The sequence below is a fragment of the Micromonospora sp. SYSU B005 genome (assembly GCF_055362685.1).
The window spans coordinates 17574-32364 of the sequence record NZ_JAXCFU010000011.1; the positions used below are offsets into that span (position 1 = coordinate 17574).

General features: G+C 73.6%; 12 protein-coding genes. 11 read left to right on the forward strand and 1 reads right to left on the reverse strand.

Annotated elements, in window-relative coordinates; all coding sequences use genetic code 11:
- Nucleotides 1-51: 51 nt before the first annotated feature.
- From SM452_RS22950 to SM452_RS22960, 3 genes are all read left to right on the forward strand, one after another.
- On the forward strand, nt 52-1377 hold the full coding sequence (locus tag SM452_RS22950; RefSeq protein ID WP_357211464.1) for a glycosyltransferase family 4 protein: 1326 nt from the start codon (nt 52-54) through the stop codon (nt 1375-1377).
- 80 nt (nt 1378-1457) lie between these two features.
- A complete protein-coding gene (locus SM452_RS22955; protein ID WP_463840678.1) occupies nt 1458-3935 on the forward strand; it encodes a serine/threonine-protein kinase in 2478 nt (825 codons plus the stop codon).
- Nucleotides 3936-4054: 119 nt separating this feature from the next.
- Nucleotides 4055-4864, forward strand: coding sequence for a metal-dependent hydrolase (locus tag SM452_RS22960; RefSeq protein WP_262014328.1), 810 nt, complete (start codon nt 4055-4057; stop codon nt 4862-4864).
- 1 nt (nt 4865) lies between these two features.
- Here SM452_RS22960 and SM452_RS22965 read toward each other — a convergent pair whose 3' ends face one another.
- The gene (locus SM452_RS22965) at nt 4866-5351 is read right to left on the reverse strand and encodes a hypothetical protein (RefSeq protein ID WP_355509712.1); all 486 of its coding nucleotides are present in this window, start codon (nt 5349-5351) and stop codon (nt 4866-4868) included.
- A gap of 384 nt (nt 5352-5735) precedes the next feature.
- On the opposite strand from SM452_RS22965, the gene SM452_RS22970 reads away from it, so the two are divergent.
- The 8 genes from SM452_RS22970 to SM452_RS23005 are packed head-to-tail and all read left to right on the forward strand — an operon-like array spanning nt 5736 to nt 14781.
- Entirely contained in the window at nt 5736-6782 is a 1047-nt protein-coding gene (locus tag SM452_RS22970) for a LacI family DNA-binding transcriptional regulator (protein WP_262014330.1), read from the forward strand.
- Nucleotides 6783-6822: 40 nt separating this feature from the next.
- Nucleotides 6823-8418 (forward strand): FAD-dependent oxidoreductase, encoded by a 1596-nt coding sequence (locus SM452_RS22975; RefSeq protein WP_463840679.1) that lies wholly within the window; start codon nt 6823-6825, stop codon nt 8416-8418.
- A gap of 21 nt (nt 8419-8439) precedes the next feature.
- Nucleotides 8440-9723, forward strand: coding sequence for an ABC transporter substrate-binding protein (locus SM452_RS22980; RefSeq protein ID WP_013475970.1), 1284 nt, complete (start codon nt 8440-8442; stop codon nt 9721-9723).
- An 11-nt stretch (nt 9724-9734) separates the two neighbouring features.
- Nucleotides 9735-10682 carry a carbohydrate ABC transporter permease gene (locus SM452_RS22985; RefSeq protein WP_043329779.1) on the forward strand — a complete coding sequence of 316 codons (948 nt, stop codon included), beginning with the start codon at nt 9735-9737 and terminating at the stop codon, nt 10680-10682.
- Complete coding sequence (locus tag SM452_RS22990; RefSeq protein WP_013475968.1) at nt 10672-11514, forward strand: carbohydrate ABC transporter permease; 843 nt, start codon at nt 10672-10674, stop codon at nt 11512-11514. Before SM452_RS22985 ends, SM452_RS22990 begins: the two co-directional genes overlap by 11 nt.
- Entirely contained in the window at nt 11511-12431 is a 921-nt protein-coding gene (locus SM452_RS22995) for an ROK family protein (protein WP_463840680.1), read from the forward strand. The genes SM452_RS22990 and SM452_RS22995 overlap by 4 nt, the downstream gene beginning before the upstream one ends.
- A complete protein-coding gene (locus tag SM452_RS23000) occupies nt 12428-13141 on the forward strand; it encodes an N-acetylmannosamine-6-phosphate 2-epimerase (protein ID WP_463840681.1) in 714 nt (237 codons plus the stop codon). The genes SM452_RS22995 and SM452_RS23000 overlap by 4 nt, the downstream gene beginning before the upstream one ends.
- Nucleotides 13138-14781, forward strand: coding sequence for a DUF4127 family protein (locus SM452_RS23005; RefSeq protein ID WP_463840682.1), 1644 nt, complete (start codon nt 13138-13140; stop codon nt 14779-14781). Before SM452_RS23000 ends, SM452_RS23005 begins: the two co-directional genes overlap by 4 nt.
- Nucleotides 14782-14791 lie beyond the last annotated feature (10 nt).

Sequence of the window (14791 nt, forward strand, 5' to 3'; positions counted from 1 at the left end):
CGCGGCGACGCCGCCGCCGGGGTGGGGACGCCACAACTCAAAGGGGGCCGCGTGTCAGCTGACGCCGAAGTGATCGACATCCAGCCCGCCCGGCGCCTGCGGGTGCTGCTGCTCTCCTGGGAGTACCCGCCGGTGCTCGTCGGTGGCCTCGGCCGCCACGTCCACGCGCTGTCAGTGGCGCTTGCGGCCGCCGGGCACGAGGTCACAGTCGTCACCCGCCACGCCGAGGGCGCTCCACTGGAGGAGTACGCCGACGGCGTGCGCGTCGTCCGCGCCGCCGAGGATCCGGTCCGGTTCCCGCTGGCCACCGGTTCGCTGCTGGCCTGGACGATGGCGTTCAACCACACGCTGACCCGGGCCGCGCTGCGCGCCGCCTCGTCCGGCACCTACGACGTCATCCACGCCCACGACTGGCTGGTCGCGCACACCGCCGTCACGCTGGCCGAGCACCTGGACGTGCCGCTGGTGACCACCATCCACGCCACCGAGGCGGGCCGGCACCAGGGCTGGCTGCCGGAGGAGATGAACCGCACCATCCACGGTGTCGAGCACTGGCTGAGCAACGCCTCCGGCCGGGTGATCGCCTGCTCCGGGTACATGCGCGACCAGGTGGCCCGGCTGTTCGGCGTACCGTCCGGGCGCATCGACGTGGTCGCCAACGGCGTCGACGACCGGGCCTGGCGTGCGCGGCCGCACGCGGTCGCCTCCGCCCGGGCACGCTTCGCCGCGGGCGGGCCGCTCGTCGGGTACGCCGGCCGCCTGGTCTACGAGAAGGGCGTGCAGCACCTGGTGCACGCCGTGCCGCACCTGGCGAGGCGGCACCCCGGCCTGCGGGTGGTGATCGCCGGAGACGGGCCGTACCGGGACGAGCTGGTCGACCAGGCGCGGCGGCTGCACCTCGGGGACACGGTCCGGTTCGCCGGCTTCATGGACGCCACTCAACTGCCCGCGGTGCTCGCCGCCACCGACGCCACGGTGATCCCCAGCCTCTACGAGCCGTTCGGCATGATCGCGCTGGAGGCGGCCGCCGCCGGAGCGCCGCTCGCTGTCGCACGTACCGGCGGGCTGGCGGAGATCGTCGAGCCCGGGGTCACCGGTGTGACGTTCCCGCACGGCGACCCGGACGCGCTGGCCGGAGCCGTCGACCGGCTGCTCGGCGACGAGGTGTTCGCCCGCCGGGTGGCGCGCAAGGCGCGCAGCATGGTCAGCCGGCGCTACACCTGGTCGGCGATCGCCGCCCGGACCGCCGCCGCCTACGCCACCGCCCGCCGCGACCACGACGCGTTCCAGGCCCGCCGGGCCACCACCCTGCTGGGCGGCGACCGGTCCCCGATCATCGTCCCGGAGGGGAACCTGCTCGCCGGCGCCGCAAGTTAGGGGCATGACGCACTGACATGCGATAGGTACCGTCCGATCCGTTGGCTATTGTGGACCACTGACCAGCGGTGAGGAGTGCGGTGCGGGAGGTAGTGATCGCGGGGCGGTACCGCCTGCTCGAACTGGTCGGCCGCGGCGGGATGGGCCAGGTCTGGCGGGCGCGCGACGAGGAGCTGCAGCGCGAGGTCGCGGTGAAGCAGGTCGTGCCGCCGAACTGGCTCGCCGAGAACGAGCAGGACGAGCTGCGCGCCCGTACGCTGCGCGAGGCACGGACGTCCGCGCGGCTCAACCACCCCAACGTGGTGCGGGTCTACGACGTGGTCCGGGTCCAGGGCGAACCCTGGCTGATCATGGAGTACGTCCCGTCGCGCTCGCTCCAGGAGATCATCGAGACCGACGGGCCGCTGCCGCCCGGCCGGGCCGCCGAGATCGGCCTGTCGGTGCTCGCCGCGCTGCGCGCCGCGCACGACGCCGGGGTGCTGCACCGGGACGTGAAGCCCGCGAACGTGCTGCTGGCCCGGGACGGGCGGGTGCTGCTCACCGACTTCGGGCTGGCCGTGTTCCAGGGCGGCGACGGCGCGATGACCCGGCCCGGCCTGGTCCTCGGCTCCCCTCAGTACGTGGCCCCGGAGCGGGCCGCCGACGGCGTGTCGAGCGTCGAGGCGGACATGTGGTCGCTCGGCGCCACGCTGCACGCCGCGGTGGAGGGCCGCTCCCCGTACGCCCGCAGCACCGCGATGGCCACGCTCGCCGCGCTCGCCACCCGGCCGCCCGACCCGGCCCCGCACGCCGGCCCGCTGGCGCCGGTGCTGACCGGGCTGCTGCGGCGCGATCCGCGTACCCGCCTGGGTCACCGCGAGACGGCCCGCCTGCTCGGCGTCGCCACGGTGTCGGAGGCCGACGCGGAAGCCGCCGGGTCGGCGGGCCGCGCCGGCGCCGCGCCGGCCGAGCGGCCGGCCGGCGGACGCGAGGCCGACGCGGCGGGTGACGAGCCGGGGAACCCGGCGGCCCCGGGCGGCATCTACCCGGACCTGATGCCACCGGCCGCCGCCGCCCGCGCGTGGAGCCGGGCGGCGAAGCGCAGCGAGTGGGCCCCGCCCGCCGAGGGCGATCGCGCGCCACCGAGCGGCGAGGCGGCCGACGCCGCCGGTCCGGCCGCCCGCGCGGACACCGGCGGTCCGGCGTCCCCGGCCGGCCGCTCGGGCGCGCTAGGGCGCACGGACGCGGCCGGTTCGTCGTCGCCGATCGGTCGTGCGGAGGGGAACCTCCGTCCGGACGCGAACGGCGGCTCGGGAGCGGTCGGCGGCTCGGGAGCGGTCGGAGGGGCCGTCGGAGGCACGGTCGGCAGCACGGGCGCGGCCGGCCCGGGCGGCGGTCCGCAGGCGGCCGGGGGCCCGAGGACGGTCGGTGGGCCCTCCGTGGCCGGCGGTCCGCCCGCTGCCGGTGGCTCGGCCGGGGGCGGCGGCTCGGGTGCGGTCGGCCGCGCGGCCGCTGTGGGCCGGGTGGCACCACCGACGAGCGCCCGGCCCGGTGAACCGGAACGCGGCCACGCGGCCGAACCGGAGCAGGCCGCGACCGCGGAGCCGTCCCGGGGCGGGCCCGCCCGCCCGGCCCCGATCAGCCTCGGCCCCACCGTCCTCACCAGCTTCGTCGACCCGGGCAGCCCGGGCGGCCCCGAGTCGGCGCCCCGCGCCGACGCCCTCAGCCCGGTGCACATCGTCGGCCCCGGCGCCGCGCCGGTCGCCAAGCCTCCACCGGTCGCCCACAGCGGGCCTGTCGACAGCGGCGCGGTTCACCCCGCCCCGCCCCGGCCCGCCGGTGTCCCCCGCCCCGCCGATCCCCCGCTCACCTCCGGCGACGGGAACCCGCTGCACCGCTGGGGACTCGTGCTGGGCGCCGTGCTGCTGGCGGTGGCGACCGGGGTGGGCACCGCGCTGGCGATCACCGGTGGTCGCGACGATCCGCCGCAGGCGGGCAGTTCCACCGAGGCCGTCGCCCGCCCGTGGGACCGTCCACCCGGGCCGGGCGCGCCGCCTCCGCCGTTCCCCTGCGTCCGGCCCGACGTGGCCGGTACGCCGGTCCGTAAGGGACCGCCACCGGACGACCCGCCGGTCCCCGTTCCGGCCGGCTGGGTCTGGCCCGCCGACACCGGCGGATTCCGGATCGCCCTGCCCGCCGGCTGGCTGCAACTGCGCTCCGGCGACACCACCTGCTTCCAGGATCCGGAGACGCGGCGCATCCTGGGCGTCGAGCCGTACCCGGGCGGTGATCCGGTGGGCCGGCTGAAGTCGTCCGAGCGGGATCTCACCTCGGCCGGCCGGCTGCCGCACTACCAGAAGGTCCGGCTGGAATCCGACGGCCCGGGCGCGGCGTGGGAGTGCCGCTGGACCGCGCCGTACGGGGAACGGATGCGCGCGTTGCGCGTGCTGCCCGGCGAGCGGGCCGGATGGACGCTCGGCTGGACCACCTCCGACGCCGACTGGCCCGCCGCCTCGAAGCAGTTCGCCGTGATCCGCGCGAGCCTCGGCACGGTCCGGCCCACCCGTACCGCGGGCTGACGCGGCGCCGCGGGGACCGGTTCCCCAGTGGACCGTCCGGCTGATGCCCCGCTGTCACACGGGCTGACTACAGTGGCGTAGTTTTTGTGGATCAAGATCTTCGGGAAGGACGAGCCGAGATGATGGGACCGTCCCACGCGCTCTCGGGCGCGGCGGTGTGGCTGACCGGCTCCTGGGCGATGGCCCAGTTCGCGGACTACCACCAGACACCGCTGGCCCTGGCGGTGGGCACCGCGGTCTGCGCCGGTGGGGCGCTCTTTCCCGACCTCGACCTGTCCGGGAAGGTCACCCGCAACCAGGGCGGCGCCACGGTGGCCCGCACCTTCGGCGTGGTCAGCCTCTTCGTCGCCGAGGTGATGGAGAAGATCTCGCTCGGCGTCTACTACGCCACCAAGCTCAGCAAGGATCCGCGCCGCAACAACGGGCACCGCACACTCACCCACACCATCCCGTTCACCGTGCTCGTCGGCTGGGGCACCACGGCGCTCTGCGCCCACTACGGCAAATGGGCGGTGGTCGGCATCCTCTTCTTCATGATCGGCCTGGCGCTGCGCGGGCTGTTCGACAAGTGGGCCGAGCGCGCCGGCTGGGTGGTGGTCACGCTGGTGTCCGCCGCCGCGGCCTGGTTCACGTTCGCCAACCTGCCCGGCGACCGGGGCTATCCGATGATCGGGCTCGCGGTCGGGGTGGGCTGTTTCGTGCACATCCTCGGCGACATGATCACCCGGGCCGGGGTGCCGATCCTGTGGCCCATCCCGATCAAACGCCGGATGTGGACGATGATCGGCCTGCCGAACAAGATCGCGCTGCGTACCGGCAGCAAGGCCGAGACGGTGGTGCTGCGCACCGCGATGACGATCCTGTCCGTCCTGGCCGCGGTGGGGCTGGTCGCCCCCTCGGTGCTGCAGCGCTTCGACATCCAGGTGTAGGTCAGCGCGCCTCGGCGCGTACCGGGCGGGCGGTGGCCGCCCGGGCCCGGATCAGCCGGGCGGTCCAGCCCACGCCGCGGGCGGTGAGCGCGTACGCCGCCGTCGGCGGGAGGACCAGCAGCGCGGCGATCCCGGCCACCAGCGGCACCCGGGCGCCGGGCACGTCCGTGGCGACCGCCGTCGCGGCGGCGTACCCGGCGGCCAGCACGACCGCGACGAGCCCGGCGTACGCGAGCGCCGGACCGGCCCACCGCCGGCCCGCCGCCTCACCGAGCGCGACGGCCGGCGCGAACAGCAGCGGCAGCGCGGCCACGCCGAGCAGCGCCGCGATCAGCACCAGCAGCGGCCCGGCCAGCGGGCCGCCCGGGTCGGCGCCGGTGACCAGCGCGTACGCCAGCAGGCCGAGGTAGCCGGCGACCGCCTCCGCGACGACGACGAGCCACGCCGCGACGGCTCCGGCGAGATGACGAGCGACAGTGGTGCCCACGTTGTCCCCTCCCCCGTGCGGACGGCGCCACGACCGTCCTATCGGCACGGTAGCGCCCGGGACGGCGGCGGGCAGAGGCCGCACCCGGCATCACTCTGGGTAGGGAAGCAGGCGTCGTCGATCGCCCGCGCAGACGATCGACGACACGCTAATGCGCATTAGCGCCGAGGTCCGCCTACTGTCGCGCGCCCGGTCGACCCTTGTCAAGATCCCCGCCGAGACAGGCTGCCAGCCGATGGCGGACGCGGTTGCTAATCCGCATTACATCAGGGGGTTCATCGAACGGAAATCTTCCGGCCACCCCTTGACAGGACGCCCGGAGAGCAGCCAGGCTCCATCCCGACCCGATCGCTAATACGCATTAGCGGAAGTGGAAGGACCGACGTGACCCCTCCCCCCAGGCGTGTCACCCAGCGTGACATCGCGCGCATGGCCGGCGTCAGCCAGGCGACCGTGTCGCTGGTGCTCAACAACCGCACCGACGCCGACGTCCGGATCGCGCCGGAGACACGGGACCGGGTGCTGCAGGTCATCGCCGAGACGGGATACGCCGCCGACCCGGCCGCCCGCCGCCTCGCCTCCGGGTTCAACCGGATCATCGGCGTCTTCACCTACGAGCCGGCCTTCCCCAGCGGCAGCCGGGACTTCTTCCACCCGTTCCTGCTCGGCATCGAGGAGTACGCCGAACGGGTCGGCTGCGACCTGCTGCTGTTCACCAGCGCCCCGGTGGTGGACGGCCGGCGGCGCATCTTCCACCAGGACAACCGGCTGCGGCTGGCCGACGGCTGCATCCTGCTCGGCCGGGAGATCGACGGCGCGGAGCTGCTCCGGCTCAACCGCGACGGGTTCCCCTACGTCGCCGTCGGACGCCGCGACGACGCCGGCGGCCCGGTGCCCTACGTCGGCGCCGACTACGCCAGCGCGGTCCACCGGCTGGCCGAGCGGGCGGTGGAGCTGGGACACCGGCGGCTGACGTACGTGGGCATGGGCACCTCGGCCGAGTCCTCGCACGACCGGCGCAGCGGTTTCCACGCCGGCGCGACCGGCGCGGACAGCGCCCGCCAGATCACCGCGACGGCGGAGACCGCCGACGCCACAGTGGACGACCTGCGGGCCGACGGCAGCACCGTCGCCTTCGTGGAGGACTTCGCCACCGCCGTGGCGCTGGAGGCAGCCGCCCGCCGCAAGGGGCTCACGGTGCCCGGTGACCTGTCCGTCGTGACCCTCGGCGACCCCACAGTCCCGGTGCCCACCGACATCACGTTCACCGGGTTCCGCATCCCGCGCGAGGAGATGGGCCGCCAGGCCGTCGAGGTGCTGACCGGCGTCATCGACGGCAGCGCCGGCGGCCTCCAGCAACGGCTCCTGCCCTGCGAACTCGTCGAGGGCGACACCCTCGGCGTCCCTGGATCGGCGGCCGACCGGCGCTGACACGCCCGGCCGCGCAACTGGAAGGAAGCAAGTGGTACTAATGCGTGCGGACGTCCTCGTCGTCGGGGGCGGACTGGGCGGTGTCGCCGCGGCGCTGGCCGCGGCCCGTGCCGGCCGGTCCGTCATCCTGACCGAGGAGTTCGACTGGCTCGGCGGGCAGCTCACCAGCCAGGCGGTCCCGCCGGACGAGCACTCCTGGATCGAGCAGTTCGGCGCCACCGCGAGCTACCGGGAGTTGCGCGACGGCATCCGCGACTACTACCGCCGCCACTACCCGCTGACCGAGCGGTCCCGGGCGTGGACCGACCTGAACCCGGGCGCCGGCTGGGTGAGCCGGCTCTGCCACGAGCCCCGCGTCGCGGTCGCGGTCCTGGAGCAGATGCTCGCGCCGTACCGGGGGTCCGGGCGGCTGACGGTGCTGCAGCCGTACCGGCCGGTCGCGGCCGAGACCGACGGCGGCCGGGTCACCGGCGTCACGCTCGCCCATCGGGACCGCGACGAGCGGATCGAGGTGGAGGCGCCGTACGTCCTGGACGCCACCGAGACCGGTGAGCTGCTGCCGCTGACCGGTACCGAGTACGTGACCGGGTTCGAGTCGCAGGCGCAGACCGGTGAGCCGAGCGCGCCCGCCGAGGCGCAGCCGCTGAACATGCAGGCGGTGTCCGTCTGCTTCGCGCTCGACCACGTCGACGGCGACCACACCATCGACCGCCCGGCGAACTACGACTTCTGGCGTGACTACAAGCCGGACTTCTGGGGCGACCGGCTGCTGTCCTGGCGGTCGCCGCACCCGCGCACGCTGGAGATCGTCGAGCGCAGCTTCACGCCCAACCCGGACGACGACCCGCTGGGCGTCAACGCCGACCAGCGGCTCAACCCGGGCGACGGCAACCTGTGGACGTTCCGGCGCATCGCGGCGCGGCGCAACTTCGTCGACGGCGCGTACGGCAGCGACATCACGCTGGTCAACTGGCCGATGATCGACTACTTCGAGGGCCCGGTCATCGACGTGCCGAACGCGTCCTGGCACCTGTCCCAGGCGCGCGAGCTGTCGTACTCCGTCCTGTACTGGCTGCAGACCGAGGCGCCCCGCCCCGACGGCGGCACCGGCTACCCGGGGCTGCGGCTACGCGGCGACGTGACCGGCAGCCCCGACGGGCTGGCGCAGGCGCCCTACATCCGGGAGTCGCGCCGCATCCGCGCCGAGTACACGGTGGTCGAGCAGGACCTCTCCCTGGCCGTACGCGGCGAGCACGGCGCGGTGAGCTACGCCGACTCGATCGGTGTCGGCATGTACCGCATCGACCTGCACCCGTCGACCGGTGGCGACAACTACATCGACGTCGGCTCCTGCCCGTTCGAGATCCCGCTCGGCGCGCTCATCCCGCAGCGGATGGAGAACCTGCTGCCGGCCGGCAAGAACATCGGCACCACGCACATCACCAACGGCAGCTACCGACTGCACCCGGTCGAGTGGAACGTCGGTGAGGTCGCCGGCCTGCTGGCCGACTTCTGCCTTGCGCGGGGCGAGTCCCCGCGCGCGGTCCGCGGCACCCCCCGCCTGCTGGCCGAATTCACGGACCGCATCTCGGCCGCCGGCGTGGAATGCCGCTGGCCGCAGATCGCGGGCTACTGAACCCCCGGTGAGGAGAAGAAAGTGAGATACGGAAGACTGTCCGGCCTGGTCGCGGCGACCATGACCGGTGTGCTCGCCCTGACCGCCTGTGGCGGTGGCGGCGACGCCAAGGACGACGGTCCGGCGAGCCTGCGGATGACCGTCTGGTCGGCGAACGAGGCGCACCTCAAGCTGTTCAACGAGATCGCCGACGAGTACCGCAAGAACAACCCGGACGTCGCGGAGATCAAGTTCGACCCGCTGCCGTTCGAGAACTACACCACGACGCTCACCACGCAGATCGCCGGCGGCAACGCGCCGGACCTCGCGTGGATCTTCGAGAACTCGGCACCGGACTTCGTCGCCTCCGGCGCGCTGAGCCCGCTCGACGACACGCTGAAGAAGGCCGACGGCTACCAGTACGACGACCTCTCCCCCGCCACGCTGAAGCTCTGGCGCAACGACGGGAAGCTCTTCGCGTACCCGTTCTCGACCTCGCCGTTCGGCGTGTTCGTCAACAACGACATGCTCAAGAAGGCCGGGCAGAAGACCCCGGCCGAGCTGATCGCGGCCGGGCAGTGGAACTGGGACACCGCGCTCGCCGCGGCCGGCGCCACCGCCGCGAAGTCGGGCAAGGCCGGGCTCGTGGTCCGCGACTTCGACTACAAGGGCTGGGACAACCTGGCCACGTTCTGGACCGGCTGGGGTGCCCAGGCGTGGAGCGAGGACGGCCGTAGCTGCGGGTTCAACAGCCCGGAGATGGTCGAGGCGATGACCACGCTGCACAAGGCGATCTTCACCGGCAAGGCGCTGCCCGGTCCGGGCACGACCGCCGACTTCTTCGCCGGTGACGCCGCCATGACCGTCACCCAGATCTCCCGCGCCTCGCTGCTGAAGGAGAACGGCTTCGACTGGGACCTGGTCCCGCTGCCGGCCGGCCCGAAGGGCCCGTACGCGGTGGTCGGCCAGGCCGGCATCGGCGTGATGAAGAAGAGCCCGCACGCCGAGCAGGCCGCCGACTTCCTGGCCTTCTTCACCAACCCCGCCAACTCGGCGAAGCTGGCCCAGTTCTTCCCGCCGCCGCGGCAGTCCCAGCTGACCGCCGAGACGCTTGCGAAGACGAACCCGAAGCTCAAGCCGGAGCAGCTGCAGAAGGTCGTCATCGACGGCATCACCAACGGCACTGTCAAGCCCAGCCACTCCGGGCAGGCCGAGCTGAGCCAGCAGGTGCGCGCCGCGCTCGACCCGCTGTGGAAGGCGGACGCGGACGTCAAGGGTGTACTCGACGGCGTCTGCTCCAAGATCCAGCCGCTGCTGGCGAAGTAGGGCCGAGGATCATGACCCAGACGGACACCAGGGTGGGCCCGGCTGCTGCCGGGCCCGCCCCGGGCCGGGCCCGGCCGTTCTGGACCACCCGCCGCCGGGACCAGCTCACCGGATACCTGTTCATCACCCCGCAGCTGCTCGGCAGCGTGGTCTTCGTGATCCTGCCGCTGGTCCTCGTGGTCTGGTACAGCCTGCACGAGTGGAACGTGCTGGCCGGCAGCTTCGACTACATCGGCACCGACAACTACGCCGCGCTGGCCGACGACCCCAACCTGGGCCCGGTGCTGCGGTCGACCGGCCTGTTCTCGGTCGGCCTGGTCGTGTTCAACCTCGGCCTGGCGCTGCTGCTGGCCGTCCTGCTCAACCAGAAACTGCGCGGGACCATCGTCTTCCGCACCCTGTTCTTCTCCCCCGTGGTGGTCTCGCTCGTCGCGTGGACCATCGTCTGGGGCTTCCTGCTTCAGGACAACGGCGGCATCAACGGCCTGCTCGACACCATCGGCGTCGACGGTCCCAACTGGCTGCGCGGCGAGGGCACGGCGATGCTGTCGGTGATCGTCGTGCAGGTGTTCAAGAACGTCGGCCTGAACATGGTGCTGTTCCTGGCCGCCCTGCAGGGCGTGCCGGCCGAGCTGTACGAGGCCGCCGAGGTCGACGGCGCGAGCCGGCTGCGCCAGTTCTGGCGGATCACCGTGCCGCTGATCAGCCCGACGATCATGCTCACGTCGATCATCACGGTGGTCGGCTCGCTGCAGGTCTTCGCGCAGATCGCGGTGCTCACCCAGGGTGGGCCCGGCACCTCGACCACGGTGCTCGTCTACTACCTCTACCAGCAGGCCTTCCAGTTCCATCACTTCGGCTACGGCGCCACGCTGTCGATCCTGCTGTTCGTCATCGTGCTCGCGCTGACAGTGCTGCAGTGGCAGATGCGCAAGAGGTGGGTCTTCCATGAATCGTGACCTGTCCCGGCGGACCAAGCTGGTGCTCTACGGGGTGCTGATGGTCCTGGCCGTCCCGTTCGTGTTCCCCACCTGGTGGATGGTCACCTCGTCGCTGAAGCCGGTGGCGGACATCTTCTCCTTCCCGCCGCAGCTGCTGCCGACCGATCCGCGGCTGGACGCGTACCGGCGGGTGTTCGAGCTGCAGCCGTTCGGGCAGCAGTACCTGAACAGCCTCTACATCGCGCTGCTGGTCACCGTCGGCACGCTGGCCGTGGCGTCACTGGCCGGGTACGCGTTCGCGCGGATCCGGTTCCGGGGGCAGAACGTGCTGTTCCTGGTCGTCCTCGCGGGCCTGCTCATCCCGAGCGAGGTGACGATCGTGCCGCTGTTCCAGATGTTCTTCAAGCTCGACCTGATCGACACCCACTGGCCGCTGATCCTGGTGCCGATCTTCGGGGCGCCGAGCGTGCTGGCGACGTTCATCATGCGGCAGTTCTTCATCAGCCTCCCCGGTGAGCTGGAGGAGGCGGCGCGGGTCGACGGGCTGGGACGCTTCGCCACGTTCTGGAAGATCGCGCTGCCGCTGTCCCGGCCCGCGCTCGGCGCGGTGGCCATCTTCACGTTCCTGCACAGCTGGAACCTGTACCTGGAACCGATCGTGTTCCTCTCCTCGCCGGACAAGTTCACCCTGCCGCAGGCGCTCACCCAGTTCGTCGACGCGTACGGCGGCCCGATGTGGGACGTCCAGCTCGCGGCGGCGTCGATGACCGCGCTGCCGGTGCTGGCGGTGTTCGTCATCGCGCAGAAGCAGTTCGTCGAGGGCCTCGCGCACACCGGTCTGAAGGGATGACCGAGCCGGTCGTCGGGATCGACATCGGCGGCACCAAGACCGCCGCCGCCCTGGTCGGTCCCGGTGCGCGGGTGCTCGGCCGCCGCGAGGCGCCCACCCCCGCGCGCGGCGGGCCGGCAGCGGTGCTGGACACCGCCGCCGGCCTGGCCGCGGACCTGCTCGCCGCCGCCGGCCCCGGGCCGGTCGGGGTGGGCACCGCGGGCACCGTCGACCCGGCGACCGGCGCCATCCGGTACGCCACAGACAGCCTGCCCGGATGGGCCGGCACCCCGGTCGCCGACGAGCTGTCCGCGCGGCTGGGCCGGCCGGTGCGCGTCACCAACGACGTCGCCGCGGCGGCGCTCGGCGAGTGCTGGGCCGGCGCCGGAAGGGGCCGGGGGCACGTGCTGCTGGCCGCCGTCGGCACCGGGCTGGGCGGCGCGATCGTCAACGACGGGCGGGTCGAGGCCGGTGCCCGGGGCGCGGCCGGCCAGCTCGGGCACCTGCCGGCACCGGGTGCGCACCGGCTGCGCTGCGGCTGCGGCCGGTACGGGCACCTGGAGGCGATCGCCTCCGGCACCGGCCTGGCCGCCGCGTACGCGCTCACCGGCGGTGACCCGGTCACCGGCCGGGAGGTGGCGCGGCGCGCGGCGGCCGGCGACGCGACCGCCCGGCAGGTGGTCGACCGGGCCGGCGCCGCGCTCGGCGCGGCCCTGGCCGGACTGGTCGCCCTGCTCGACCCCGACGCGGTGGTGGTCGCCGGCGGCGCCGCCGGCACAGTGCTTCCCGCCGCCACGGCCGCCTACCGGGCGGAGCTACCCGGAGGCTGGGCGCACGTGCCGCTGCTTCCCGCGGCGCTGGGCGCCGACGCGGTGGTGGTCGGCGCCGCCCGGCTCGCCACCGCACCGATCCACCACGACGGAGGAACAAGCACGTGAGTGTCCTGGACGAACTCGCAGGCGGGCTGGTCGTGTCCTGCCAGCCCCTGCCCGACGACCCGGACGACCCGATGCGCGACCCGTACGTCCAGGCCCGCGTGGCGGCCGCCGTGGTCCGCGGCGGCGCGGTGGCGGTCCGGGTCAACGGCCCCGACGACGTGCGGGCGGTACGCGCCGCCGTCGACGTGCCGGTGATCGGGTTGTACAAGCACGGCACGCAGGGCGTCTTCATCACCCCGACCGCCGGGCACGCGCTCGAGGCGGCGCGGGCCGGGTCGCACGTCGTGGCGGTGGACGCCACCGACCGCCCCCGGCCCGACGGCCGGGCCTTCGCCGACACCGTCCGCGCGGTGCACGAGCAGAGCGACGCGCTGGTCCTGGCCGACGTCGCCACGGTGGCCGAGGGCGTCGCCGCCGTCGAGGCCGGCGCGGACGCGGTCGCCACCACGCTGTCCGGCTACACGCCGGCCGGCCCACCGATCGACGGGCCCGACCTCGGGCTCGTGGCGCGACTCGCCGCGCTGCTGCCCGTACCGGTGATCGCCGAAGGGCGCTACCGGACCACGGAGCAGATCAGCCGGGCCTTCGAGGCGGGCGCCCACGCGGTGGTGATGGGCAACGCCGTCACCTCACCGCTGTGGATCACCCGCCGGCTGGTTCCGGCCACCCCCCGGGCGGCGAGCGCGCCGGAGAAAAGGGAGCATCGATGAAGAGAAGAACCCTTCTTGCGGCCACCGGCGCGGCCGGCCTGGCCACCGTCGCCCTCGGCGGCCCCGCCTTCGCCCGGCCCACCGGCCGGCGACCCAGCGTGGCGCTGGTGCCGCTGGACGACCGGCCGGTCAACACGTACTGCGCCGAGATGACCGGTGCGAGCGCCGACGCCGAGGTGCTGCTGCCGCCGCGGAACCTGCTGGGCCGTTTCTTCACCCCCGGTGACGGCGCCGGCATCGCCCGCTGGCTCGACGGCACCGACGGCGTCGACGGGTACGTGATCTCGGTGAGCATGCTGGCGTACGGGGGCCTGATCGCCTCGCGTACCGCCGCACCGGCCCTGGCCGACGCGTTGCGCAACCTGGAGGCGATCCGGCGGCTGCGCGCACGCCGGTCCGACGCGGTGATCGAGGTGCACGACACGATCCAGCGGCTCGCCATCACCAGCACCGGCACCGACCTGGACAACTACCGTGACCTGCTGGTCCAGTGGGCCAAGCTGTACGACCAGGTGGTCAACCTGGGCCAGGAGTCGCTGCGCGGCCAGCTCGACGCCGTGCGGGCGCGCATCCCGGACGCCGTGGTCGAGGACTACCTGGCCGCGCGGGCACGCAACCACCAGGTCAACCGGCTGATGGTGGAGTGGGTCGCGGACGGGACGATCAGCCACCTGGTGCTCTCCGAGGACGACACCGCGCCGGTCGGCCTGGCCCGCGCCGAGCGGGTCGAGCTGGAGGCGCTGGTGGCGCGGCTCGGCGTCGGCGACCGGGTGGAGATCTTCCCCGGCGCCGACGAGGTCAACGCGCTGCTCGTCGCGCGCGTCGTCGCCGCCGGTGCCGCGCCCACCTACCGGGTGGAGTACGCGGGAGTGTCCGGCGAGGGCTGGACCGCCGCGCTGGAGGGCATCCCGTTCGCGGAGAACATCCGCCGGCACGTCACCTCGGTGGGCGGCCGGGTGGTGACCGGCGACGCGGACATCGTCCTCGCCGTGAACACCCCCTCGGCGGCGGCCGGGCAGCGGGCCGCGGACCTGGACGCGTTCGTCGGCCGCATCGGTGAGCTGCTGGCCGCCGGCACCCAGGTGATCGTGGTGGACCCGCTGATCGTCAACAAGGGCGACCACGACCTGGTGTCCCGGATGGAGGCCCGCCTGGACCTGCCCGCGCTGCTGTCGTACTCGGGGTGGAACACCGGCGGCAACGCGCTCGGGCTGGCGCTCGCGCACGGCACCGCGCGGTGGGCGTACCTGCGCTCCTCCGGCAGCGGCTTCGGTGTGCCGGAGCTGCGCGGGCCGGCCCGGGCGCACGCCGAGTACCTGCTCTACCGGTTCGTCAAGGACGACCCGTGGAAGAACGTGGTGCAGGTCGAGGCGTACGCCCACGCCCGCGCGCAGGGCTGGGACCCGCTGGCGCTGACCGCCGAGCAGAAGCGCTACTTCGACGGCTGGGTACGCGACCGGCTGGTGCCGCTGACCGAGCGGTACTTCGCCGACCACTTCGCCGGGCACGAGCTGGTGCTCGGGGTACGCGGACGTAAGACGTTCACCGCGACGCTGGACCGGGTCACCGCGGTGCGGGTCGAGCTGCCGTGGGACCGGCTGTTCGAGGTCACGCTGGAGCCGAGCCTGCGGCTGCGCTGATCGGTGCGGG

Bases quoted from the DNA above. Each gene is read 5' to 3' on its own strand.
- SM452_RS22960 (WP_262014328.1), top strand. From the start codon at position 4,055: ATGATGGGACCGTCCCACGCGCTCTCGGGCGCGGCGGTGTGGCTGACC.
- SM452_RS22975 (WP_463840679.1), top strand. From the start codon at position 6,823: ATGCGTGCGGACGTCCTCGTCGTCGGGGGCGGACTGGGCGGTGTCGCC.
- SM452_RS22985 (WP_043329779.1), top strand. From the start codon at position 9,735: ATGACCCAGACGGACACCAGGGTGGGCCCGGCTGCTGCCGGGCCCGCC.
- SM452_RS22990 (WP_013475968.1), top strand. From the start codon at position 10,672: ATGAATCGTGACCTGTCCCGGCGGACCAAGCTGGTGCTCTACGGGGTG.
- SM452_RS22995 (WP_463840680.1), top strand. From the start codon at position 11,511: ATGACCGAGCCGGTCGTCGGGATCGACATCGGCGGCACCAAGACCGCC.
- SM452_RS23005 (WP_463840682.1), top strand. From the start codon at position 13,138: ATGAAGAGAAGAACCCTTCTTGCGGCCACCGGCGCGGCCGGCCTGGCC.